The sequence below is a fragment of the Lysobacter sp. A378 genome (genome assembly GCF_054052125.1).
Window position 1 is genome coordinate 41,769 of the sequence record NZ_JBSVRK010000002.1, and the last position, 21,747, is coordinate 63,515.

At 65.7% G+C, this 21,747-nt stretch carries 20 protein-coding genes; 10 read left to right on the top strand and 10 right to left on the bottom strand.

What is annotated here, in order from left to right:
- Positions 1 to 24 precede the first annotated feature (24 nt).
- From ACW7G1_RS06155 to ACW7G1_RS06175, 5 genes are all read right to left on the bottom strand, one after another.
- Complete coding sequence (locus tag ACW7G1_RS06155) at positions 25 to 1,335, bottom strand: cysteine desulfurase (RefSeq protein ID WP_456978897.1); 1,311 nt, start codon at positions 1,333 to 1,335, stop codon at positions 25 to 27.
- A complete protein-coding gene (gene sufD, locus ACW7G1_RS06160; RefSeq protein WP_456978898.1) occupies positions 1,332 to 2,627 on the bottom strand; it encodes a Fe-S cluster assembly protein SufD in 1,296 nt (431 codons plus the stop codon). Before sufD ends, ACW7G1_RS06155 begins: the two co-directional genes overlap by 4 nt.
- Positions 2,627 to 3,406 carry a Fe-S cluster assembly ATPase SufC gene (sufC, locus tag ACW7G1_RS06165; protein ID WP_456978899.1) on the bottom strand — a complete coding sequence of 260 codons (780 nt, stop codon included), beginning with the start codon at positions 3,404 to 3,406 and terminating at the stop codon, positions 2,627 to 2,629. Before sufC ends, sufD begins: the two co-directional genes overlap by 1 nt.
- 34 nt (positions 3,407 to 3,440) lie before the next feature.
- Complete coding sequence (gene sufB, locus ACW7G1_RS06170; RefSeq protein ID WP_456979853.1) at positions 3,441 to 4,877, bottom strand: Fe-S cluster assembly protein SufB; 1,437 nt, start codon at positions 4,875 to 4,877, stop codon at positions 3,441 to 3,443.
- Positions 4,878 to 4,966: 89 nt separating this feature from the next.
- Complete coding sequence (locus tag ACW7G1_RS06175; RefSeq protein WP_456978900.1) at positions 4,967 to 5,434, bottom strand: SUF system Fe-S cluster assembly regulator; 468 nt, start codon at positions 5,432 to 5,434, stop codon at positions 4,967 to 4,969.
- Positions 5,435 to 5,531: 97 nt separating this feature from the next.
- On the opposite strand from ACW7G1_RS06175, the gene ACW7G1_RS06180 reads away from it, so the two are divergent.
- The 3 genes from ACW7G1_RS06180 to ACW7G1_RS06190 all read left to right on the top strand — a co-directional run bounded on the left by ACW7G1_RS06180 (position 5,532) and on the right by ACW7G1_RS06190 (position 9,458).
- On the top strand, positions 5,532 to 6,017 hold the full coding sequence (locus ACW7G1_RS06180; RefSeq protein ID WP_456978901.1) for an SET domain-containing protein: 486 nt from the start codon (positions 5,532 to 5,534) through the stop codon (positions 6,015 to 6,017).
- 47 nt (positions 6,018 to 6,064) lie between these two features.
- Entirely contained in the window at positions 6,065 to 6,868 is an 804-nt protein-coding gene (locus ACW7G1_RS06185; RefSeq protein WP_456978902.1) for a 3-hydroxybutyrate dehydrogenase, read from the top strand.
- Positions 6,869 to 7,172: 304 nt separating this feature from the next.
- Positions 7,173 to 9,458, top strand: coding sequence for a DUF5916 domain-containing protein (locus ACW7G1_RS06190; RefSeq protein ID WP_456978903.1), 2,286 nt, complete (start codon positions 7,173 to 7,175; stop codon positions 9,456 to 9,458).
- Here the strand turns inward: ACW7G1_RS06190 and ACW7G1_RS06195 are convergent.
- The 3 genes from ACW7G1_RS06195 to ACW7G1_RS06205 are packed head-to-tail and all read right to left on the bottom strand — an operon-like array spanning position 9,430 to position 11,246.
- Positions 9,430 to 9,927 (bottom strand): PIN domain-containing protein, encoded by a 498-nt coding sequence (locus tag ACW7G1_RS06195; protein ID WP_456978904.1) that lies wholly within the window; start codon positions 9,925 to 9,927, stop codon positions 9,430 to 9,432. The two genes, ACW7G1_RS06190 and ACW7G1_RS06195, sit on opposite strands and share 29 nt — an antisense overlap.
- Before the next feature lie 14 nt (positions 9,928 to 9,941).
- Entirely contained in the window at positions 9,942 to 10,637 is a 696-nt protein-coding gene (locus ACW7G1_RS06200; protein WP_456978905.1) for a hypothetical protein, read from the bottom strand.
- A gap of 15 nt (positions 10,638 to 10,652) precedes the next feature.
- A complete protein-coding gene (locus ACW7G1_RS06205) occupies positions 10,653 to 11,246 on the bottom strand; it encodes a DUF1439 domain-containing protein (protein WP_456978906.1) in 594 nt (197 codons plus the stop codon).
- 226 nt (positions 11,247 to 11,472) lie between these two features.
- On the opposite strand from ACW7G1_RS06205, the gene ACW7G1_RS06210 reads away from it, so the two are divergent.
- Positions 11,473 to 11,919 (top strand): OsmC family protein, encoded by a 447-nt coding sequence (locus tag ACW7G1_RS06210; RefSeq protein WP_456978907.1) that lies wholly within the window; start codon positions 11,473 to 11,475, stop codon positions 11,917 to 11,919.
- 12 nt (positions 11,920 to 11,931) lie between these two features.
- Here the strand turns inward: ACW7G1_RS06210 and ACW7G1_RS06215 are convergent, their stop codons facing one another.
- Positions 11,932 to 12,810: a PhzF family phenazine biosynthesis protein gene (locus tag ACW7G1_RS06215; RefSeq protein WP_456978908.1), complete on the bottom strand. Its 879-nt coding sequence runs from the start codon at positions 12,808 to 12,810 to the stop codon at positions 11,932 to 11,934.
- Between the two features lie 244 nt (positions 12,811 to 13,054).
- Here ACW7G1_RS06215 and ACW7G1_RS06220 point away from each other — a divergent pair, with 244 nt between their 5' ends.
- From ACW7G1_RS06220 to murD, 3 genes are read left to right on the top strand one after another with little or no spacing between them, the layout of a single operon-like run.
- A complete protein-coding gene (locus tag ACW7G1_RS06220) occupies positions 13,055 to 15,637 on the top strand; it encodes a bifunctional aspartate kinase/diaminopimelate decarboxylase (protein ID WP_456978909.1) in 2,583 nt (860 codons plus the stop codon).
- Positions 15,638 to 15,677: 40 nt separating this feature from the next.
- Positions 15,678 to 17,057, top strand: coding sequence for a UDP-N-acetyl-alpha-D-muramoyl-L-alanyl-L-glutamate epimerase (gene murL / locus ACW7G1_RS06225; protein WP_456978910.1), 1,380 nt, complete (start codon positions 15,678 to 15,680; stop codon positions 17,055 to 17,057).
- Positions 17,038 to 18,459 (top strand): UDP-N-acetylmuramoyl-L-alanine--D-glutamate ligase, encoded by a 1,422-nt coding sequence (gene murD / locus ACW7G1_RS06230; RefSeq protein ID WP_456978911.1) that lies wholly within the window; start codon positions 17,038 to 17,040, stop codon positions 18,457 to 18,459. Before murL ends, murD begins: the two co-directional genes overlap by 20 nt.
- Before the next feature lie 17 nt (positions 18,460 to 18,476).
- On the opposite strand, the gene ACW7G1_RS06235 is transcribed toward murD, so the two are convergent.
- Positions 18,477 to 19,484, bottom strand: coding sequence for a polyprenyl synthetase family protein (locus tag ACW7G1_RS06235; protein ID WP_456978912.1), 1,008 nt, complete (start codon positions 19,482 to 19,484; stop codon positions 18,477 to 18,479).
- Between the two features lie 186 nt (positions 19,485 to 19,670).
- On the opposite strand from ACW7G1_RS06235, the gene ssb reads away from it, so the two are divergent.
- The 3 genes from ssb to rfbD all read left to right on the top strand — a co-directional run bounded on the left by ssb (position 19,671) and on the right by rfbD (position 21,696).
- Positions 19,671 to 20,150: a single-stranded DNA-binding protein gene (gene ssb / locus ACW7G1_RS06240; protein WP_456978913.1), complete on the top strand. Its 480-nt coding sequence runs from the start codon at positions 19,671 to 19,673 to the stop codon at positions 20,148 to 20,150.
- A 78-nt stretch (positions 20,151 to 20,228) separates the two neighbouring features.
- Complete coding sequence (rfbC, locus tag ACW7G1_RS06245; RefSeq protein WP_456979854.1) at positions 20,229 to 20,792, top strand: dTDP-4-dehydrorhamnose 3,5-epimerase; 564 nt, start codon at positions 20,229 to 20,231, stop codon at positions 20,790 to 20,792.
- Positions 20,793 to 20,796: 4 nt separating this feature from the next.
- Entirely contained in the window at positions 20,797 to 21,696 is a 900-nt protein-coding gene (gene rfbD / locus ACW7G1_RS06250) for a dTDP-4-dehydrorhamnose reductase (RefSeq protein ID WP_456978914.1), read from the top strand.
- Positions 21,697 to 21,747 lie beyond the last annotated feature (51 nt).

Sequence of the window (21,747 nt, forward strand, 5' to 3'; positions counted from 1 at the left end):
GGATGGCATGAATGGACTCAGCGGCTACAGCAGCAGCTTGCGGACTTTTTCCAGCGCGGTCACGAACGCATCGATCTCCGCGAACGTGTTGTAGAACGCGAACGACGCGCGGCAGGTTGCGGGCACCCCGAAATGGTGCATCAGCGGGTGCGCGCAATGATGGCCCGAGCGCACCGCCACACCTTCCAGGTCGAGCAGGGTGGCCAGGTCGTGCGCGTGTGCACCTTCGATCAGGAAGCTGATAACGGCCGCCTTCTCGCGGGCATGGCCGAAGATGCGCAGGCCCTCCACTTGCGACAGCTTGTCGGTCGCGTAGGCCAGCAGTTCCTGCTCGCGTGCCTCGATGTTGCCCATGCCGATGGCGGAAAGGTAATCCACCGCCGCGCCCAGGCCAATGAAGCCGGAGATGTTCGGCGTGCCGGCCTCGAACTTGTGCGGCGCGTCGTTGTACACGGTGCCTTCAAAACGCACCTCCTTGATCATCTCGCCGCCACCCAGGAACGGGGGCATCGACTCGAGATGCTCGCGGCGTGCCCACAGCACGCCGGTGCCGGTCGGTCCGGCCATCTTGTGGCCGGTGATGGCGTAGAAGTCGCAGCCGATGGACGCGATGTCGAGCGCACGATGCGGCGCGGCCTGGGAGCCATCGACGACGGTGACGATGCCACGCTTGCGCGCCTGCCTGCAGATCTCGCGCACCGGATTGACCGTGCCCAGCACGTTGGAGACGTGGGTCAATGCGAGCAGCTTCACCTCCGGGGTGAGCAGGCCATACAACTGGGCAAGGTCGAGATCGCCATGCTCGTCCAGCTCGGCGACCTTCAAGGTCGCTCCAGTGCGCTCGGCGACCAGTTGCCACGGCACGATGTTGGCGTGGTGCTCCATCCGGGTCAGGACGATGGCGTCGCCGGGCCGCAAGCGCGGCAGCGCCCAGCTCCAGGCGACCAGGTTGATCGCGAACGTGGTGCCGCTGCACAACACCAGTTCGTTCGCGCGCACGTTGAGGAACTTCGCCAGCTTGTCGCGGGCGCCTTCGTAGGCGTCGGTTGCCTCGGAGCCCAGCGCGTGGACGGCGCGGCTGACGTTGGCATTGTGACGACGATAAAAGTCATCCACCGCCTCGATCACTACGGCAGGTTTTTGACCGGTGTTGGCCGAGTCCAGGTAGACCAACGGCTTGCCGTGGACCTGACGGGACAACAACGGAAAATCGGCGCGCACCCGGGCCCAGTCGATCGGTGTGACAGCGTTGCCTGCAACGTCATCCGATGCGGGCTCGCGGGCATGCTGGTCGGGCAGTCCGCTGGCGTGGGGCGTGCCGGCTTCCACGTTCATGCCATTGCCACCGTTTCCGCCAGTGCCTGATCCAGCCGTGCCGACGCCGCCTCGCGCGTGCCGATGTCCTCGAACACCGCCAGGGTTTCACGACAGAATGCCGCGGTCAGCAGCGCACGCGCCTGTTCGACCGGCAGCCCGCGCGAGCGCATGTAGAACATCGCCGTCGGGTCCAGTTGGCCCACCGTTGCGCCATGCGCGGCCTGTACTTCGTCGGCGTTGATCACCAGCACCGGCTGGGTGTCGATTTCCGCGCCTTCGCTGAGCAGCAGGTTCTTGTTGGACAGCATCGCATTGGTGCCATCGGCACCTTCGCGGATCTCGATGCCGCCATGGAACACCACCCGGGCCCGGTCGGTGCCGATGCCGCGCCAGGTCAGTTCGCAACTGGTGTCGCGACCGGCATGGTCGATCGATAAACGTGTGTCCACGTGCCGGCGACCGGCACCGAGCAATACGCCGTTGGCGTGCAGGCTGGATGCGTTGCCCTGCAGGAGCACGTTGAGCTCGTGGCGCGACAGGCCCGCACCCAGCTCCAGGTCCAGTCGTCGGTATTCGGCGCGCTCGGCGAGCACCGCATCGGTGCGGCTGATCAGCGTCGCGCCGGGGGCTTCGGCTTGCACCCGGGCATGTGACAACCGGGCGCCGACGCCGACATGGACATGCATCAAGGTGTTGGCGAAATGGCGGTGCTCGGCGCCCGCCAGCTGGTGTTCCACCACACTCAACTCGGCGCCGTCGGACAGCTCGATCAAATGGCGCAGATGCCAGGCTTGATCGCCTTCGGCCGCAGCGCCGATGAATACCAGGTGCACCGGTGCGGTCGCGCGGGTATTGGCTTCGGCACGCAGGACCATGCCTTCGGTGGCCAGCGCCGCGTTGACCTTGGCGAACACTTCGTCGCCACGTTCGAACCTGCGCGCCAGGAAACTGGTCTGGCGGGCGTCGCCGCTGTCCAGCACCTGCGACAGTGGCTGCAAACTCACCCCGGCCGGCAGTTTGGCCAGGTCGGACGCGGCCGCATCGAAGCGACCGTTGACGAACACGATTCGCGGCGCGGGGATGCCGGCCAGCAGTTCGCGATCAAACGAGGCGGTGCCCGCGGAGGGTGCGAACGCACGACGCTCCAGCGCCCGCAACGGGGTGTACTTCCAGCTCTCGACGCGCGAGTGCGGCAGACCATCGCGCAGGGCCGCGTCGAGCGCGGCACGGCGATGGTCACCCAGGCCCCCGGCATCGCGGGCGGGCAGGGTGTCGAAAGATGAGGCAAGCGAGTCGAGCAGGGCGCTCATCAGGCAACCGCCTCCGGCGCGGCCATGTTGGGTTCAATCCGGTCCTTGATCCATTCGTAACCGTGCGCTTCCAACTCCAGCGCCAGTTCCGGCCCGCCGCTCTCCACGATCCGGCCATCGGCCAGCACATGCACCGCGTCCGGCTTGATGTAGTCCAGCAGGCGCTGGTAGTGGGTGATCACCATGAACATCCGGTCGGGCGAGCGCAGCGCATTGACGCCGGCAGCGACGGTCTTGAGCGCGTCGATGTCCAGACCCGAGTCGGTCTCGTCCAGGATTGCCAGTGTCGGCTCCAGCAAGGCGAGCTGGAAGACCTCGTTGCGTTTTTTCTCGCCACCCGAGAAGCCCTCGTTGACGCCGCGGTGCAGCAGTTCGTCCTTCAGGTGCAGCACTGCGAGCTTCTCGCGCACCAGCTTCAGGAACTGCATCGAATCGACCTCGTCCTCGCCGCGCGCCTTGCGCTGCGCGTTGAGTGCCGTCCGCAGGAAATAGGTGTTGTTCACCCCCGGGATCTCGACCGGGTACTGGAACGCGAGGAACACCCCGGCGGCGGCGCGCGCCTCGGGCTCCAGCGACAACAGGTCGCGGCCCTTGAACGTTACCGAGCCTTCGGTGATCTCATAGCCTTCGCGACCGGCGATGACGTTGCCCAGGGTCGACTTGCCCGAGCCGTTGGGGCCCATGATGGCGTGGACCTGGCCGGGCTGCAGTTCCAGGCTGAGGCCCTTGAGGATTTCCTTGTCACCGATGCGGACATGGAGGTTTTCGATCTTCAACATGATTGTGTTCTCGTGATGTTTCTTGAAATTCGGCTCAGCCGACCGAGCCTTCGAGGCTCACTTCCAGCAACGCCTTGGCTTCCACCGCGAACTCCATCGGCAGCTCGCGGAAGACCTGCTTGCAGAAGCCGTCGACGATCATCGACACCGCATCTTCCTGGCCAATGCCGCGGCTGCGGCAATAGAACATCTGGTCGTCGCTGATCTTGGAGGTGGTGGCCTCGTGCTCGACGGTCGCGGTCGGGTTGCGCACCTCGATATACGGGAAGGTGTGTGCGCCGCAATGCTTGCCGATCAGCAGCGAGTCGCACTCGGTGTAGTTGCGCGCGCCTTCCGCCGACGAGGCGATCTTGACCAGGCCACGGTAGGTGTTCTGCCCGTGGCCGGCGCTGATGCCCTTGCTGATGATCGTGCTCTTGGTGCGCTTGCCGATGTGGATCATCTTGGTGCCGGTGTCGGCCTGCTGGCGGTGGTGGGTCAGGGCGACGGAGTGGAACTCGCCGGACGAGTCATCGCCGATCAGCACGCACGACGGGTACTTCCAGGTGATCGCGGAACCGGTCTCGACCTGGGTCCAGTGGATCCGGCTGCGCGCGCCGCGGCACTCGCCGCGCTTGGTCACGAAGTTGTAGATGCCGCCGACGCCGTTCTCGTCGCCCGGGTACCAGTTCTGCACGGTGGAATACTTGATGTCGGCTTCTTCCAGCGCGACCAGCTCCACCACCGCCGCATGCAGCTGGTTCTCGTCGCGCATCGGTGCGGTGCAGCCTTCCAGGTAGGACACCTTGGCGCGGTCCTCGCAGATGATCAGGGTGCGCTCGAACTGCCCGGTGTGGCCGGCATTGATGCGGAAATAGGTGCTCAGCTCCATCGGGCACTTCACCCCGGCCGGAATGAACACGAAACTGCCGTCGGAAAATACCGCCGAATTCAACGCGGCGAAGTAGTTGTCACCGGTCGGCACCACCGTACCCAGGTACTTCCTGACCAGTTCCGGGTGGTTCTTGATCGCCTCCGACATCGAGCAGAAGATGATGCCCTTGTCGGTGAGCTCCTTGTGCACAGTGGTGCCGACCGAGACCGAGTCGAACACCACGTCCACCGCCACGCCGGCCAGTTTGGCGCGCTCGTGCAACGGGATGCCAAGCTTGTCGTAGGTGTCGATCAGCTCCTGCGGCACCTCGTCCAGCGACTTGTACTTCGGCCCCTTGGGCGCGGAGTAGTAGCTGAGCGCCTGGAGGTCGATCGGCGCGATGTTCAGCTTGGCCCAGTCAGGCATCGGCATCGTCAGGAAGTGGCGATAGGCCTGCAGGCGCCACTCGGTCATCCACTCGGGCTCTTCCTTGATCGCGGAGAGCTGGCGGATGATGTCCTCGTTCAGTCCTGGCGGCAGGCTGTCGGTTTCGATATCGGTGATGAAACCGGCCTCGTACTTGCGGCCAAGCTGTTCATGGATTTCACGGTTGGGCATGTCCGCCTGTTGCGCGGTCGCCGCGTCTGGAGGCGTGCGTGAAGTCGGGTTTTCAATGGTTTCGGTGGCCATGGGCTGCCTACTGTCGGTCATGCGTTGGAGAGACGAAGGTCAATGCGCTTCGGGTCGGAAAGAGGGGGTGGCGTGGGGGCCGTAAGCGGCGTCAGCATCTGGGCCAGACTTACCGCGCGCAGCGCATCGGCCACGACATCGTTGATGTAGCGCCAATTGGCGCGCACGTTGCATGAATCCTCGATCTCGCAATTGCCTTCGTGGATGCTGCATTCGGTCATTGCAAACGGGCCTTCCATCGCCTCGACGATTTCGATCAGGGTGATCGCTCCGGCCGGACGGGCCAGCCGGTAGCCACCGTTGGCACCACGGAAGCCCTCCACCAGGCCCGCCTGGGCCAGCGGCTTGAGCAACTTGCTCACCGTTGGCGTCTCCAGCCCGGCACGGTCGGCGAGCTCGGGCGCGCTCAGCACGACCAGGGGATCGGCGGCCAGTACCGTGAGCACGACGGTGGCGTAATCGGTGAGTCGGGTGACACGCAACATGGCTGGACCCTCAATCAGTACCGTTATTGTACGGATTATCGGGGCGGGGGCCAAGTACATTTGGCGGTTCACTCCTTTTCTACCCCCGGAAGACCGTATGCCGCGAAAGATCATCGCCCGCCACTCCGCCATCCACGGCAACGGTGTGTTTGCCGTCGCGCCCATCGCCAAGGGTGAGCGCATTGTCGAGTACAAGGGGTTGCGTCGTACCCACCAGGAGGTGGATGCCGGCGATACCGGCGACCCGGACTCCGGCCACACCTTTCTGTTCACGTTGAACGACGAGTACGTGATCGATGCCAATTATCGCGGCGGGGTCGCGCGCTGGATCAACCACAGCTGCGAGCCCAATTGCGAGGCGTTGCTGGAAGAACACGACGGTGATGACCGCAGCAAGGACCGGGTGTTCATCGAGGCGATCCACGACATCGCGGCGGGCCAGGAGCTGGTCTACAACTACGGCATTACCCTGGCCGAGGCCCACACCGCGCGGATGAAACGCATCTGGACATGCCGCTGCGGCGCGGGCAGCTGCACCGGCACCATGTTGCAGCCCAAGCGCAAGAACACGCGCAAGGACTGAGCCCATTCGATAACATCGCGCCATCCCAACACAGCAGGAGCCAGCGCATGAGTTCGATCCAGGGAAAGGTTGCCATCGTCACCGGCGCGGCCAGCGGCATCGGCAAGGAGATCGCATTCGAGTTGTCGCGTGCCGGCGCGTTGATCGCCATTGCCGACATCAATCTTGACGGCGCCACAGCGGTTGCCGATGAGATCGAGCAGGCCGGCGGCAAGGCCATCGGTGTCGCGATGGACGTCACCGACGAGGCGGCGGTCAATGCCGGCACCCAGCAGGTCGTGGATCAGTTCGGCGCGGTCGATATCCTGGTGTCCAACGCCGGCATCCAGATCGTCAATCCGATCGAGAACTACAGCTTCGCCGACTGGAAGAAGATGCTGGCGATCCACCTTGATGGCGCGTTCCTGACCACCAAGGCGGCGTTGCCGCACATGTACCAGGACGATGGCAGCGGCAAGGCGAGCCGCGGCGGCGTGGTCATCTACATGGGCTCGGTGCATTCCCATGAAGCGTCGAAGTTGAAGGCGCCGTATGTCACCGCCAAGCATGGTCTGCTGGGCCTGGCGCGGGTGTTGGCCAAGGAAGGCGGCGAGCGCGGCGTGCGCAGCCACGTGGTCTGCCCGGGCTTTGTCCGCACGCCGCTGGTGGACAAGCAGATCCCGGAACAGTCGAAAGAGCTCGGCATCAGCGAGGAGGAAGTGGTCCGCGACGTGATGCTGGGACAAACCGTCGATGGCATCTTCACCACGGTCGAAGACGTCGCCAGGACGGTGCGCTTTCTCGCCGAGTTCCCCAGCGCCGCACTGACCGGGCAAAGCCTGGTGGTCAGCCACGGCTGGTACATGCAATAGGCCGAAGTACCCGGCCGGCCAACCTGTCCGAAGATTCAGGCCCATGCGCCTGATGCGAATCTGCAGCCGCGACAGTCTGCCGGCGGGACGCTGCCTCGAGCGTCCTGACCGCGATCGGAGCGGTGTTCAACCCGATGCTGGTCGATGCGTGACCTTCGGGGGATAGGATACTGTCATGTGTACTGATATACATAACTACAACACTGGGCCTCAGCCGAGGCGCCAACCGTACACACACAGTTTTCGGGGCCACCTGATGCGCCAGCCTGTCTTTATATCCAATGCTGCTTTTTCCGGCCCTTGCATGCGCCTGCTCCCGATGCTGTTCCTCCTCGTTATGCTGGCCCTGCCGCTTCATGCCGCGGTAGCGGCGACAACCGGAGCGGCGACAGTCGAGCCTGGCACCATCGAACTGGATGGCCGGATCGACCCGGTCGAATGGCGGGGTGCGCGCCACTTCGATGACTTCGTGCTGACCCAGCCGCTGTCGCTACAGCCATCGCCGTACCCCACCGAAGCTTGGGTGCTGGCCACGCCGGACGGGTTGGCGGTGGCGTTCCGCAGCCTGCAGGCGGCCGACGTGCCGCGCGTGCGCACCCGCACCCGTCGCGACGAGGATGCACAGGTCGACCGGGTCAACGTCGCGATTGACTTCGATGGCGACGGCCGCACCGGCTACAGCTTCATGGTCACCCTGGCCGGCGGTATCGCCGATGAGGTGATCACCAATGAAAGCAGCTACAGCAGCGACTGGGACGGCAGCTGGCAACACGCGGTCAGCGAGGACGAGGCCGGCTGGAGCGTCGAGATGCTGATTCCGTGGTACATCGCGCCGATGCGCAAGGCCGACGGCGGTACCCGCACGGTCGGCCTGTACCTGGACCGGGTGATCGGCTCGACCGGCGAACGCGTCGCCGCGCCGGGCGCGAGCTTCCAGCGCCCGCGGTTCCTGTCCGAGTTCCGCCGGATCGAGTTGCCGGCCTACAGCCAGTCGCTGCTCGCGATCACGCCGTACGCGGTCGGGGTGTACGACAACGTTGCCGGCAGCAGTGACTTCGACGCCGGCGCGGACATCTTCTGGAAGCCCAACGGCCAGACCCAGCTGACCGCGACCATCAACCCCGACTTCGGCCAGGTCGAGAGCGACGACCTGGTGGTCAACTTCGGCGCCGAGGAGACCTTCTTCAGCGACAAGCGGCCGTTCTTCACCGAGAACCAGGGCATCTTCAACTTCGGCCTGTTGATCGACGACAGTCAGCTGATCTACACCCGTCGGGTCGGCGGGCCTGCCGATGACGGTAGCGGTGCCGGCGACATTGGCGCGGCGGTCAAGCTCAACGGCAGTTTTGGCGCGACCAACTATGGACTGATGGCAGCCGAGGAGAATGGCGAGGCCGGCCGCTCGTTCCGCGCGCTGCGGCTCAATCATGATTTCCAGCGCCAGAACGTCGGTCTGCTGGCCACCCAGGTGCTGCGGCCGTTCCTGGACCGCGAGGCGCGGGTGCTTGGTATCGACCATCGCTGGCGACCGACCGATGCACTGACCATCACCAGCAACATGGTCGGCAGCGACATCGAGCAGGCCGGGCAGACCACCCGTGGCAGCGGCGCGACCACCGTGGTCGAGTATGAAATGGGCAACGGCTGGCGCCAGCAGTGGCTGGCGATGCATTTTGGCGATGACCTTGAGGTCAACGATTTTGGCTACCTCGGTCGCAACAACCTCAACTACGGGCATTGGCAGGTCAGTCGCCGCCTGACCGGACTGTCGCCGGATTCGGCCTACGCCTCGCACGACTATCGCGGCCGCATCATCGGCATGGACAACGACCATGGCCTGCGGTTGCAGCGACAACTGCGCCTGATCCGCTCCAGCGACCGTCGCGATGGCGGCGCCGAGTACCTGCAGCTCAACGTCAACGCGCCGCACTACGACGACCTGCTGACGCGGGGTGACAATCCATTGCAACTGCCGGGCAACGTCAGCCTGTCCTGGGAGCGCGACCGGCCGCGCAAGGGGAACTGGGCGTGGGAGTTCGATGCCTGGGCCGGCAGCGGTGGCCTGGCAGGCAATGACCAGGTTGGCTACAGCCTGGAGTTCTCCCCGACCTACTACTTCAGCGACGCCCTCAGCGCGTTCGTTGGTGGCTATGCCGAGTACACGCCGGATTGGCTGGTCTGGCAGCGCGACAACCTGGTCGGTCGCTTCGAGCAGCATTCGTTGCAGTTCAACGCCGGGCTGGACTGGAGCATCGGCCAGAGCCAGGAGCTACGGGTGAAGTTGCAGGCGATCGGGCTGGAGGCGCAGCGCACCGGGGCGGTGCGGGTGGGTGCGGATGGCCACGCGTTGGCGGTCGATCCCACGTTGGCGGACAACCAGGTCGACGACTTCAGCCTGCGCAACCTCGGCTTCCAGGTCCGCTACCGCTACATGCTCGCGCCGCTGTCGGACCTGTATGTAGTCTACGGACGCGGCGGCTACATGCTCGACGAGTTCTCGGTCGGGCCGCGGGAGCAGTTGCTCGACAGCTTCAGCCTGCGCGACAGCGAGCAGTTGCTGGTCAAGCTGTCGTACCGGTTCGAGTTGTAAGGGCGCGGACCGGTCGCTCCTGTATGGGGTTGTCTGGGGCGATCCACTGGTCGGGGGTGGTGATCTCGAACAGGCCTTCGCGCTTGCAGCGCCGCGCCAGCGACAACAGGTGACGGTCGCGGCTGAGCAGCCAGCGGGCACCCGAGTCGCACGCCAGTTGCAGGAATTTCTGGTCGTCGGGATCGCTGCAGCGGGGCAGGGCGACGTCGGGCCGCGAGCCGGTGGCTGCCTCCATGGCATGCAACGGCGTCGTCACCGCATCGAACGCCGCGACCATCGCGGTGCAGCGATCCTCGTCCAGCTTCAGCACCGGGTAACGCAGCACCCGCAGCCATTCGGCGCGACAGTCGTGGTTGCCGACCGCGATCACGTCACCGGCCCGCAACGCCGCCTTCAGCGCCCTCACGCGTGGATCGTTGAACAGCAACAGGTCGAGGCAGACATTGGTATCCAGCACGATGCGGTGCACAGCCCGCTCGCCTGTCACGGCCGGACTTCACGGATGTCGGCCGATGCGATTCGCCATGCACGCTGCTCCGGGGTGGCGCCGTCGACGACGGCCCGGCGCAACGTGTAGGCACCCACATACTGGTGGATGCTGCCATCGTGATGGGTAGCACGCAGCGCGATCGGAACCTCGATGTAGCGCGAGCCGGCGGCGGCGCCGACCTGGCCGGGCGCCATCACCTCGACCGAGATCTGGACGGTATCGTCGAAGCCATCGGCAAACTGCTTTGGCGATTGCCCGCTTGCCTTGCCGTCGCCGGACCACAGCTCATAGGCCTGGTCATGCTGGCCGGCGTTGATTGCCTCGTAATACTCACGCACCACCGCGACCGCCTGGTCCGGGCCGGGCTCTTCGGGGCGCGATTCCAGATCCGGTGACATGCCGGGCGTGGGAGCCGACAGCGGCAGTCCGCCGTCCTCATCGGGCTTGCCGTCGCTGCCGGTCGCGGCATCGATCGCGGGCGGGCTCAGCGGCGGGGGCGACCCGATCTGTCCCGGCCCCGGCTGGGTGGGCATGCCGGTGACGCTGTCGCTGGAAGGTCCGGGTTCGGGCAGGCCTTCGGTGCTGGCGGTGTCGTGGCTCACCGGAGTCGAGCGCTCACCGCAGCCAGCCAGACAGCTGGCCAAGGCCAGCAAGACACCCAGGCCAATCGTCGTGTGCAAACCGTTCATGCGGTCGGTACTCCGTTATTCGTCGAGTTTGACTACGACCAGGCCGCGCTCGATATCGGTCGACTCGATCCGGCGCGCGCTGATGCGCTCCAGCAGGCTGTTGTCGAGCCGGTAGACCGGCTCCTCGCGGGCGTAGTCGGATAGCCAGGCGCTGAGCAGCTCGCGTGAGGTGGTATTCATCACGCCGCCCAGTCCTGGCAGGTCGACCGACTCTATTACCGGGTCGCGCAGATGAAGTCCCAGGGTGTCGTGGTCGAACCGAAGGCCGCTGCTCAGCGTGAAATGCCCGAGGGCGGTCAGGCTGGTGCTGTCCAATGCCGACAAGCGGATGTCGAAGCTCAGGCGCAGGCGGGTGTTGTCATGCGGAATCGACAGGGTCGGATTGGTCAGCCGCAGCGACACCAGGCCGCCCACACGCTCGTATTGCTTCGGGAAGTTGCGGTTGAGCGAGTGCTGCAACTGCGGCTGGGTAAACGTGACCTGGCTGCCAAGCATCATGCCAAGCGCGTTGAGGGTGGAACAGCCGGCGGACAACAGGCATATCAAGGCGAACGTCGAGATGGCGACGCAGGTACGGACAACAGACTTGCAGGCAACCGGTTTGCGCATGATCGATCCTTGCAGGTTTCGTTCGCACGGTACGTGGCGACCGTGAATGGCGGGTTAGCGTGACGACGCCCGTGGCGGGCTGTATCGATGCTAGCGCGAAGTGGTTGCCGGTAGTCGAGGGTCGCGCAGTCGCGATGGCTGGCTGCGCGCAAGGCCCGTCGACATGTTGCGCTAACACTCCCGCCGCTAGCCTGTGGTTTCCCCTGACACGCAAAGGAAACCGAACATGGGCATTTCACGCCACGCCACCGCACATTGGGAAGGCGACTTCAAGACCGGCAAGGGTCAGCTCAGCACCCAGAGCGGCCTGATGGACAAGACCCGCTACGGCTTCAACAGCCGCTTCAGCGACGGAGATACCGATGAAAGCCGCGGTACCAACCCCGAGGAACTGATCGCCGCCGCCCACGCGGGCTGCTTCACCATGGCGTTGTCGGCCAAGCTGACCGAGGCCGGCCATCCGCCCGACAGCCTGGACACGCGTGCAGAGGTCGACTTGTCGATGAAGGACGGGCCGTCGCTGTCGCAGATCCGGCTGACGGTCGAGGCCCGGGTGCCGGGAATCGACGAGGCCAAATTTCAGTCGATTGCCCAGGATGCCAAGGAAAACTGCCCGGTATCGAAGGCATTGAGCGCCGTACCGATGTCGATGCAGGCGACACTGAAAGCCTGACCCGTACCGGCCTTACCAGTGAAGGCTGCCGCGCACGATCGGGCATACCCGACCGCCGGACCAGACCTCGCCGTCCCGGTCCACGTGCAGTTGCAGCCGCGCGTCGAATCCAACCTCGCGTCCCTGGCTGGCCACGTAGCGGCCGTCGCGGCCGGGCAGGCGCTGGTTGTGGGCCAGCCAGGCGGCGATGGTCGCATTGGCCGCGCCCGAAGCGGCGTCCTCGAACGGCGCTCCCGCGCCGACGAAGGCGCGCACCGTCAAGTCGTAATCGTGGTCGTCATCGGCGCGCGCGAACGCGCATATCCCCATGCTTCCGGTGGCGGCGGCAAGCTTGGCGATTGCGGGCCAATCGGGGACGGCAGCGCGCAAGCCCGCCTCATCAATGACTTCGACCAGCCACCAGCGGCGTCCTCCGTCCATCAGTGCCGGAGGCAGGTTGCCTGCTGGCAAGCCGCTCAGGGCGGCTGTCAGCCGAGGGTCATCGACCGCGGCAACCTCGGTCACCTGTGCCCGCGGTGTGCGCACCGCAATTGTCTGTTGCCTGCCTTCGCCGTGGACGGCGAGCGGCAGCACGCCGCCGATGCCTTCCTGCACGACCTGGCCTCCTTTTGCGGCCACCATGCCGGCGTCGAGCACCGCGAACGCCGTTCCCACACTGGGGTGGCCGGCGAACGGGACTTCGCGCTGCGGGCTGAATATCCGTATGCGGTAATCCGCGCCCGGCACCGTGGGGGCAAATACAAACGTCGTCTCGGGACGATTTGACCAACGGGCAATGGCCTGCATTGCCGCATCGTCCAGGCCTTCGGTATCCAGGATCACGGCCAGCGGATTGCCCGCGCCCGGCTGGTCGGCGAACACATCCAATTGCAAATAGCGGCGCAACGTCATTGCGGTGAGGCATCCTGTGGGTGTAGCCGGAGCAATGGGTGACAGTGCGTCAACCGGGCAATCGGCGGACGCTGGATTCTAAAGGGTTGTATCGAAGCAGTGGGTCAAGCAGCATTCCCTCTGCACCGGCCCGTGTGCATCGGGTCTGCACCCTGTGCTTGTGGCGCAGGCATCGGATCAGGACGAGACCCCGTTTTATTCACCCAGACCGGCGCGCGCTACCGGTTCAGTCGAGGACACATTGGTGGTTCAAGCGCATAGATGGGCAGTATTGAAATTTGGCGGGACCTCGGTATCGCAACGTGAGCGGTGGGACACCATCGGCCGTCTGGCCGGCGAACGCATGGCGGACAGTGGCGTGCGCGTGTTGGTCGTGGTCTCGGCACTGTCGGGCGTGACCAATGAGCTGCAGGCGATCTGCGACGGCGACGATGCCGACGCCCGGGGCCTGGCGCTGATCGAGCGGCATCGCGCGTTCTGCGTCGAGCTGGGGCTGGACCCCGAGCTGGTGCTGGGCGCGCGTCTGGACGCGCTGCTGGCCTTGCTGCAATCGCCGTGTGCAGTAGCGCGGCCGCTGTCGTGGCAAGCCGAGATGCTGGCCCAGGGCGAACTGCTGTCCTCCACGCTGGGCGTGGCTTACCTGCGTAGCCAGGGCGTGGATGTCGGCTGGTGCGACGCGCGCGAGTGGCTGGATGCGGCGGAACTGCCCAACCAGAGCCCGTGGGCAGGCCGGCTGTCGGTGAACTGCAAACGCGAGGCCGAGCCCGGCTTTGGCCAGCGCTTTGCCGCCCAACCGGCGCCGATGCTGCTGACCCAGGGGTTCATCGCCCGTCATGCCGACGGTGGCACCGCATTGTTTGGCCGCGGCGGCTCGGATACATCGGCGGCGTGTTTTGGCGTGCTGTTGAACGCCGAGCGGGTGGAGATATGGACCGACGTGCCGGGCATGTTCAGCGCCAATCCGCGCGAGGTCCCGGACGCCCGGTTGCTGGTGCGACTGGACTACGCCGAGGCCCAGGAAATCGCGACCACCGGTGCCAAGGTCCTGCACCCGCGTTCGATCGGTCCCTGCCGCCGCGCCGGAGTGCCGATGACGATCCTGGATACCCAGCGCCCCGAACTGCCGGGTACGCGGATCGAAGGCGCCATCGCGACCGTGCCCGGAGTGAAGGCGATCAGTCGCCGCGACGGGGTGGTGCTGGTGTCGATGGAGAACATCGGCATGTGGCAACAGGTCGGCTTCCTGTCTGACATCTTCGACCTGTTCAAGCATCACGGCCTGTCGGTCGACCTGATCGGCTCGTCGGAGACCAACGTCACCATTTCCCTGGACCCCAGCGAGAACCTGGTCACCAGTAACGTGATCGAGGCGCTCGCCGCCGATCTGGCTCTGGTGTGCCGGGTCAAGGTGATCGTGCCTTGCACGTCGATCACCCTGGTCGGCCGCGGCATGCGTTCGCTGCTGCACCGGTTGTCGGACGTATGGGCGACATTCGGGCGCGAGCGCGTGCACCTGATCAGCCAATCCTCCAACGACCTCAACCTGACCTTCGTGATCGACGAGGCGGATGCCGACGGCCTGTTGCCGGTGCTGCATGCCGAGTTGATCCGCAGCGGCGCCATGCCAACCCTGGATGCCGAGGTATTTGGTCCCAGCTGGCGTGAGATCGTCCACGGCAAGACCCGGCGGCGGACACCCTGGTGGCTGGGTGCGCGTCAGCACTTGCTGGAGCGTGCCCGCGCCGGAACGCCGCGTTATGTATACGACCTGGACACGGTGCGCAGGCGCGCGCGCGAAGTGGCGGCAGCCACCGCCGTCGACGGCTGTTTTTACGCGATCAAGGCCAACCCGCATCCGGCTGTCTTGCGCGTGTTGGCGACCGAGGGGTTCGGGTTGGAATGTGTGTCGGCCGCAGAACTGGAGCACGTGTTCCAGCATGTCCCCGGACTGTCCCCGCAGCGGGTGTTGTTCACCCCCAGTTTTGCGCCGCGCCGGGAGTACGAGACGGCGTTTGCGCTTGGCGTGACCGTCACCCTGGATAATCTGGAAGCGCTGCAGAACTGGCCGGAAGTGTTCCGTGGCCGCACTATCTGGCTGCGGCTGGACCTGGGCCGCGGCGACGGCCACCACGAGAAGGTCCGCACCGGTGGCGTCGCCGCCAAGTTCGGCCTGCCATTGGCGAAGTTCGACGACTTCCTCGCTCGTGCCCGCCAGCTGGATATCCGTATCAGCGGCTTGCACGCCCACCTGGGCAGCGGCATCGACGACCCCCGTTTCTGGCGCGAGGTGTATGCCGAGCTGGTCGGACTGGCAGACACGGCCGCCAGCGTCGAAAGCATCGATATCGGTGGTGGCCTGCCGGTGGCATACACGCCCGACGCCCATGACTTCGACCTCGCCGCTTGGGGCGCTGGCCTGGACGAGATCAAGGCCAGCTATCCGCGCTACCGGCTGGTGGTCGAACCGGGCCGCTATCTGGCCGCCGAGTGTGGCGTCCTGCTGCTGTCGGTAACCCAGGTGGTCGAGAAGGATGGCGTGCACCGGGTGGGCTGCGATGCCGGCATGAATGCACTGATGCGGCCGGCGATGTACGACGCCTGGCATGGCATCCACAACCTCAGTCGCCTGGACGACCCGGTGACGGCAACCTTCGAGGTGGTCGGGCCCATCTGCGAGACCGGCGACGTGCTGGGCCGCGCCCGGCTGCTGCCGGCCGCCACCGCCGAGGACGACGTGGTGCTGGTCGCCGATACTGGCGCCTACGGCATGGCGATGGCCAACACCTACAACCTGCGGGCGCTGCCGGCAGAGGACATCATTGAATGAGTACACGGCGCATGAGTGCATGGCTAATGAGTGCATGGCAATGAGTAACTGGAAGTTCCAGCGTGACGCGATCGACGCGTTCCGTTTCGTCCGCTGCAGTTTCGACCCCGCCAATGGGGTGGCGCAGCTGGTCTATGCGTTTGACGACGGTCCGGAACTGGTGGAGACGATCACCGTGCCGGGTGCGCCATTCGTCCTGGACGACGCGCGTGCCGCCGCGGTGGAGAAGGCGCTGCAACTGCTGCACCTGATCGCCGGGGTGAGCTATTACAAGGCGGCGGTGCCGGAGCAGATTCGGATCGACTCGTACGCCATTGACAGCGACACCGCGGCCTTGCTGGAGACCATCTATCTCAATGGCCTGGGTGAGTTTGCGTATCGCAATGGCCTGGACCTGCATGGCCGGATCCGCTTCCCGAGCGGGAAGCAGCCCGCTTCCGGCCTCGCTCCCGCGGTGGGTCTGGGCGAGCACGCGCTGGTTGCCATTGGCGGCGGCAAGGACTCGCTGGTCAGCATCGAGGCGTTGCGCGCGCTCGGGGTCGAGCAGACGGTCAGCTGGATTGGCGGCTCGCAGCTGATCAAGGCCTGCGCGGAACGTACCGGCTTGCCGACACTGAACGTCGGTCGCGCGCTGGCCTCGCAATTGTTCGATTACAACCGCGAGGGCGCCTGGAACGGCCACATTCCGGTGACGGCGGTGAACTCCGCGATCCTGGTGCTGGCTGCGCTGTTGCAGGCGGCCGGGCAGGTGGTGTTCTCCAACGAGCGTTCGGCCAGCTACGGCTCGTTGATCACTACCGATGACGGCACGGTCACCACCGAGGTCAACCACCAGTGGTCGAAGGGCTGGGCGTTCGAGTCGGCGTTTGGCGACTACGTCGAGAAGCACGTTGCCGCCGATCTGCACTATTACTCGCTGCTGCGCCCGTTGAGCGAGCTGGCGGTTGCGCGCCAGTTCACCCGCACCGATCACTACGACGCGCATTTTTCCAGTTGCAACCGCAACTTCCATATTCTTGGCGAGCGCCCGACCAACCGCTGGTGCGGGGTCTGCCCGAAGTGCCATTTCGTGTTCCTCGCGCTGGCGCCATTCATGAGCAAGCCGCGGCTGGTCGGCATCCTTGGCCGCAATCTGCTGGATGACAGCGCCCAGGCCGCCGGTTACGACGCCTTGCTGGAGTACCGCGACCACAAGCCGTTCGAGTGTGTCGGTGAAGGCCGCGAGTCGCGCGCAGCGATGGCCGCGCTGGCCGAGCGTCCCGAGTGGCGCGAGGATGCGCTGGTCAAACGTTTCGCCCGCGAAATACTGCCGCAACTCGACCCGGAAGGATTGTCGATCCAGCCGCTGTTGGTGCCCGACGACGAGCAGCGGATTCCGCCGCGACTGTGGGAACGATTGCGTGCGCATCTCGCAACTTGATGGCCAGCGCGTTGCGTTGTGGGGCTGGGGCCGTGAAGGCCGCGCCGCTTACAGTGCGATCCGCTCGCGATTGCCGGAATTGCCGCTGACGCTGCTTTGTCAGGATGATGAAGCTGCCGACGCAGCGTCCGTGGGAGATGCCCGGCTGGCGGTGGAAACCGATGCCAGCGCCGGGCGCTTGTCCAGCTTCGATGTCGTGGTCAAGTCGCCCGGCATCAGCCCCTACCGCGCCGAGGCGATTGCCGCCGCCGGGCAGGGCACCCGCTTCATCGGTGGCACGGCACTGTGGTTTGCCGAACATGCCGGCCCCGCCGGTATCGTGGATAACGCCGTCTGCGTGACCGGCACCAAGGGCAAGAGCACCACCACCGCGCTGCTCGCCCACCTGTTGCGTGCCGCCGGTCATCGCACCGCGCTGGCCGGCAATATCGGCCTGCCGCTGCTGGAGTTGTCTGACTGGCCGCAGGCGTCGCTCGATCAACCGTCACCGGACTACTGGGCGATCGAGCTGTCGAGCTACCAGACCGGCGACGTGGCCGATAGCGGCGCCCGGCCGCAGGTCGCCGTGGTTCTCAACCTGTTCCCCGAGCACCTGGATTGGCACGGATCGCAGGCGCGCTATATCGAGGACAAGCTGCGGCTGCTGACCGGCGCGCGGCCGCCGGTCGCGGTGCTCAATGCCAATGACCCCACCCTGGCGGCGCTGTCACTGCCCGGGTGCGACGTGCATTGGTTCGGAGGCGATGATGGCTGGCACCTGCGCGAGGACGCGTTGTATCGCGGCGATCATAGGGTCATGGATACCGCCGCGCTGCCACTTCCGGGTCGCCACAATCGCGGCAACCTGTGCGCGGTGCTGACCGTGCTGGAGGTGCTCGGACTGGATGCGGTGGCGCTGGCCAGCCGCGCGATGGAATTTGTGCCGTTACCGCACCGTTTGCAGATGCTCGGCACCCGGGACGCGGTCAGTTACGTCAATGATTCGATCAGCACCACCCCGCATGCCAGCCTGGCTGCGCTGGAGTGTTTCGGCGCCCGCCGGGTTGCGATCCTGGTCGGTGGCCATGACCGCGGTGTCGACTGGTCCGGCTTTGCCGCGGCGATGGCGGATCATGCCCCGGCTGCGGTGGTCACCATGGGCGCCAACGGTCCACGGATCCACGAGCTGCTTGCGCCGCTGGCTGCGCGCGGCCGCTTCCAGCTAGTCGCCGCCACCGATCTGGCCGAAGCGGTCCGGCAGGCCGAGCACGCGCTTGGCGGCGAGGGCGTTGTCCTGCTTTCCCCCGGCGCCCCCAGCTTCGGTCCCTACCGCGACTACGTTGCCCGCGGCCGCCATTTCGCCTCCCTGACAGGTTTCGACCCCAACGCGATCAGCACCATCCCCGGACTCGGCGTGAGTTGACGTGTTTTGCGGCACCTTCAGTGGTCGCGGTTGACCGCATAGTCGATCAAACCACGCAGCGCGCCCACGTGGCTGTTCTCTTCCAACCCGTCCAACGCCTGCGCGGCGAGTTTGGCGTAATCGCGCGCACGCTCGCGGCTGTATTCCAGGCCGCCGGTGGCGTGGATCGCCGCCAGCACTCCGGGCAATGAATCGGCATCGCCATGCTCGATGGCCGCTCGCAACTTGACGGCGGTGTCGGCATCGGCGTGCCTGATTGCATGGATCAGCGGTAGCGTCGCCTTGCCCTCGGCGAGGTCGTCGCCGAGGTTCTTGCCCAGGGTCTGGGCATCGGACGAGTAGTCGAGCACGTCGTCGGCGATCTGGAAGGCGTAGCCCAGGTTGAGCCCGCAATCGTGCAAGCGCTGCTGGGTGGCTTCGTCGGCGCCGGCCAGCAGCGCGCCCAGGCGTGTCGCGGCCGCGAACAGTACCGCGGTCTTGCGTTCGATCACGCGCAGGTACGCGGCTTCGTCGGTGTCCGGGTTGCGCACGTGCAACAGCTGCAGGACCTCGCCCTCGGCGATCAGGTTGGTGGTGTCGGCCAGGATTCGCTGCACCGGCATGCTGTCCAGCTCGACCATCAACTGAAAACTGCGCGAATACAGGAAGTCGCCGACCAGCACGCTGGCCGCGTTGCCCCACACCGCGTTGGCGGTACGGCGTCCACGGCGCAGGTCGGACTCGTCGACCACGTCGTCGTGCAGCAGGGTGGAGGTGTGGATGAATTCAACCACCGCAGCCAATTGGTGGACCTCGGCGCCGATACCCTTGCCCGATGGGGTGAGCGCGCCGGCGGCCAGCAGCAGCAGCATCGGTCGCAGCCGCTTGCCACCGGCGCCGATGATGTACTCGGCGACCTGGTTGATCAGCACCACGTCCGAGGCCAACCGCCGCCGGATCAGCGCATCGACGGCGGCCATGTCCGCGTGGGCGAGGGCCTGGATGGCGGGAAGGCCGGGAATGACGGATTTGCTGGCGGCGTGCATGGCGGAACCGGAAACGCTGGACCGGCAATTATAGGCGGTCCAGCACGGCATTGGCCGGGTCGCGATTGGCGAACCCGCCGCACAAATCCTACCTCGCGGCCCGGGGTTTGCCGACTGCGGTCTGCGGTTGGATCGGTATACTGGACTGCCCGTCGCCGCCCGCGGCGACCCAAAAGGACCGCACCCATGGCACGTGGTATCAACAAGGCGATTCTGGTCGGCAACCTGGGCAACGACCCAGAGACCAAGTACACCCAAGGCGGCATGGCGATCACCAAGATCAGCCTGGCCACCAGCAGCTCCCGCAAGGACAAGGACGGCCAGCAGATCGAGCGCACCGATTGGCACCGGGTGACCTTCTTCGGCAAGCTCGGCGAGATCGCCGGCGAGTACCTGCGCAAGGGCAGCCAGGTCTATATCGAAGGCTCCATCCGTTACGACAAGTACACCGGCCAGGACGGAGTGGAAAAGTACTTCACCGAGATCGTTGCCGACGAGATGCAGATGCTCGGTGGCCGTGGTGAAGGCGGCGGTGGTGGCGGTGGCGACCGCAGCGAGCGTCCGTCCCGACCGGCGGCAAGTTCGGAAGCGCCGCGTCGCGAGGCTGCGCCGGCCAAGTCGAACGATTTTGGCGCGGACTTCGCCGATGACGACATCCCGTTCTAGGAACCTGCCCTGCCGTCCATGACCGGGTAGGTGTCTGCCCGGTACCGGTCTCGACCGTCACCGCTGAAAGGCTTGCCATTGAAGTTGATCCAGACCGACCTGCCCGGGTGCGTGGTCATCGAGCCGCGGGTGCTCAATGACGAGCGTGGCTTTTTCTACGAGTCGTTCAACCACGACAGAATGCGCGAGCACGGGCTGCAGCCGGCGTTCGTGCAGGGCAACGTTTCATGTTCCACCAGCGGTGTATTACGCGGCCTGCATTACCAGTGGCCCAATCCGCAAGGCAAGTACCTCTCCGTGCTGGAAGGGGAGGTCTGGGACGTCGCGATCGACATCCGTCGTGGCTCGCCACATTTCGGTCGTTGGACCGCCGTGGTGCTGAGCGCGCATAACAAACGCCAGCTCTGGATTCCCGAAGGCTTTGCCCATGGTTTCGTGACACTGAGCGAGCGGGCGGTGTTCACCTATCTATGTACCGCGACCTACGACGCCCAGGCCGATCGCAGCTTGCGCTGGGATGACTCGCGGTTGGCGATTGATTGGCCGGTCAGCGTACCGGTGCTGTCGGCAAAGGACATGAAAGCGCCGCTGCTGGACGACATTGCCGACGATTGCCTGCCGACGTTTGATCCACCGGAGTGAGCCGTTGAAGATCCTGTTGATGGGCGGTAACGGCCAGGTCGGCCATGAGTTGCGTCGCAGCCTGGCGCCACTGGGAGAGCTGGTGGTGAGTACCCGCGATGGCCGCCTGTCCGAGGGCGGCCGGTGCGAGACGCTGGACCTGTCCGACCCGGAAGCGATCGACCGGTTGATCCAGCGCCATGCGCCCGAGGCCGTGGTCAACGCAACGGCTTACACCGCCGTGGACCGCGCCGAGGACGAGCCGGACCTGGCGTTCCGTATCAACGCCGAAGCTCCCGGGCGCATGGCCGCGGCCTGCGAGCAGGCTGGCGCCAGCCTGATCCACTATTCGACCGACTATGTGTTCGATGGCAACGCAAAACGCCCATACCGCGAGGATGACCCGACCTCGCCGCTGGGCGTTTATGGTGCCAGCAAGCTTGCTGGCGAGCAGGCGATTGCCGCCACCCACGCCCGTCATCTGATCCTGCGCACCGCATGGGTCTACGGCCTGCATGGCGCCAATTTCCTGCGCACGATGTTGCGCCTGGGTGCCGAGCGCGATGAGTTGCGCGTGGTTGCCGACCAGATCGGCTCACCAACGCCGGCCTGGCTGATTGCCGACGTTACCGCGGCCGTGCTGGAGCAGGGGCTCGCCGAGTCAGGCGTGCGTCATCTGGTCAGTGCCGGTCAAACCAGTTGGCACGGTTTTGCCGAGGCGATCTTTGCCGGGGCGGCTGATCGCGGGATGATCGATCAGGGCCCACGGGTGCTACCGATCACCACCGCCGAGTTCCCCACGCGCGCGGCCCGTCCGTCGTGGTCGGTGCTCGATACCCGCCGTCTGCTGGACGAGTACGGGGTCGAACTTCCGGACTGGCGGCAAGCGCTCGCCACCACGTTGGGCCCCGTTTCGCGCGACTAGAGCGGACAGCGTTGGTGCAGTAGTCTTGCCTGCAGGGGCGCTAGCCAGGGG

Bases quoted from the DNA above. Each gene is read 5' to 3' on its own strand.
- ACW7G1_RS06155 (WP_456978897.1), bottom strand. From the start codon at position 1,335: ATGAACGTGGAAGCCGGCACGCCCCACGCCAGCGGACTGCCCGACCAG.
- sufD (WP_456978898.1), bottom strand. From the start codon at position 2,627: ATGAGCGCCCTGCTCGACTCGCTTGCCTCATCTTTCGACACCCTGCCC.
- sufC (WP_456978899.1), bottom strand. From the start codon at position 3,406: ATGTTGAAGATCGAAAACCTCCATGTCCGCATCGGTGACAAGGAAATC.
- sufB (WP_456979853.1), bottom strand. From the start codon at position 4,877: ATGCCCAACCGTGAAATCCATGAACAGCTTGGCCGCAAGTACGAGGCC.
- ACW7G1_RS06175 (WP_456978900.1), bottom strand. From the start codon at position 5,434: ATGTTGCGTGTCACCCGACTCACCGATTACGCCACCGTCGTGCTCACG.
- ACW7G1_RS06180 (WP_456978901.1), top strand. From the start codon at position 5,532: ATGCCGCGAAAGATCATCGCCCGCCACTCCGCCATCCACGGCAACGGT.
- ACW7G1_RS06185 (WP_456978902.1), top strand. From the start codon at position 6,065: ATGAGTTCGATCCAGGGAAAGGTTGCCATCGTCACCGGCGCGGCCAGC.
- ACW7G1_RS06190 (WP_456978903.1), top strand. From the start codon at position 7,173: ATGCGCCTGCTCCCGATGCTGTTCCTCCTCGTTATGCTGGCCCTGCCG.
- ACW7G1_RS06200 (WP_456978905.1), bottom strand. From the start codon at position 10,637: ATGAACGGTTTGCACACGACGATTGGCCTGGGTGTCTTGCTGGCCTTG.
- ACW7G1_RS06205 (WP_456978906.1), bottom strand. From the start codon at position 11,246: ATGCGCAAACCGGTTGCCTGCAAGTCTGTTGTCCGTACCTGCGTCGCC.
- ACW7G1_RS06210 (WP_456978907.1), top strand. From the start codon at position 11,473: ATGGGCATTTCACGCCACGCCACCGCACATTGGGAAGGCGACTTCAAG.
- ACW7G1_RS06215 (WP_456978908.1), bottom strand. From the start codon at position 12,810: ATGACGTTGCGCCGCTATTTGCAATTGGATGTGTTCGCCGACCAGCCG.
- murL (WP_456978910.1), top strand. From the start codon at position 15,678: ATGAGTAACTGGAAGTTCCAGCGTGACGCGATCGACGCGTTCCGTTTC.
- ACW7G1_RS06235 (WP_456978912.1), bottom strand. From the start codon at position 19,484: ATGCACGCCGCCAGCAAATCCGTCATTCCCGGCCTTCCCGCCATCCAG.
- ssb (WP_456978913.1), top strand. From the start codon at position 19,671: ATGGCACGTGGTATCAACAAGGCGATTCTGGTCGGCAACCTGGGCAAC.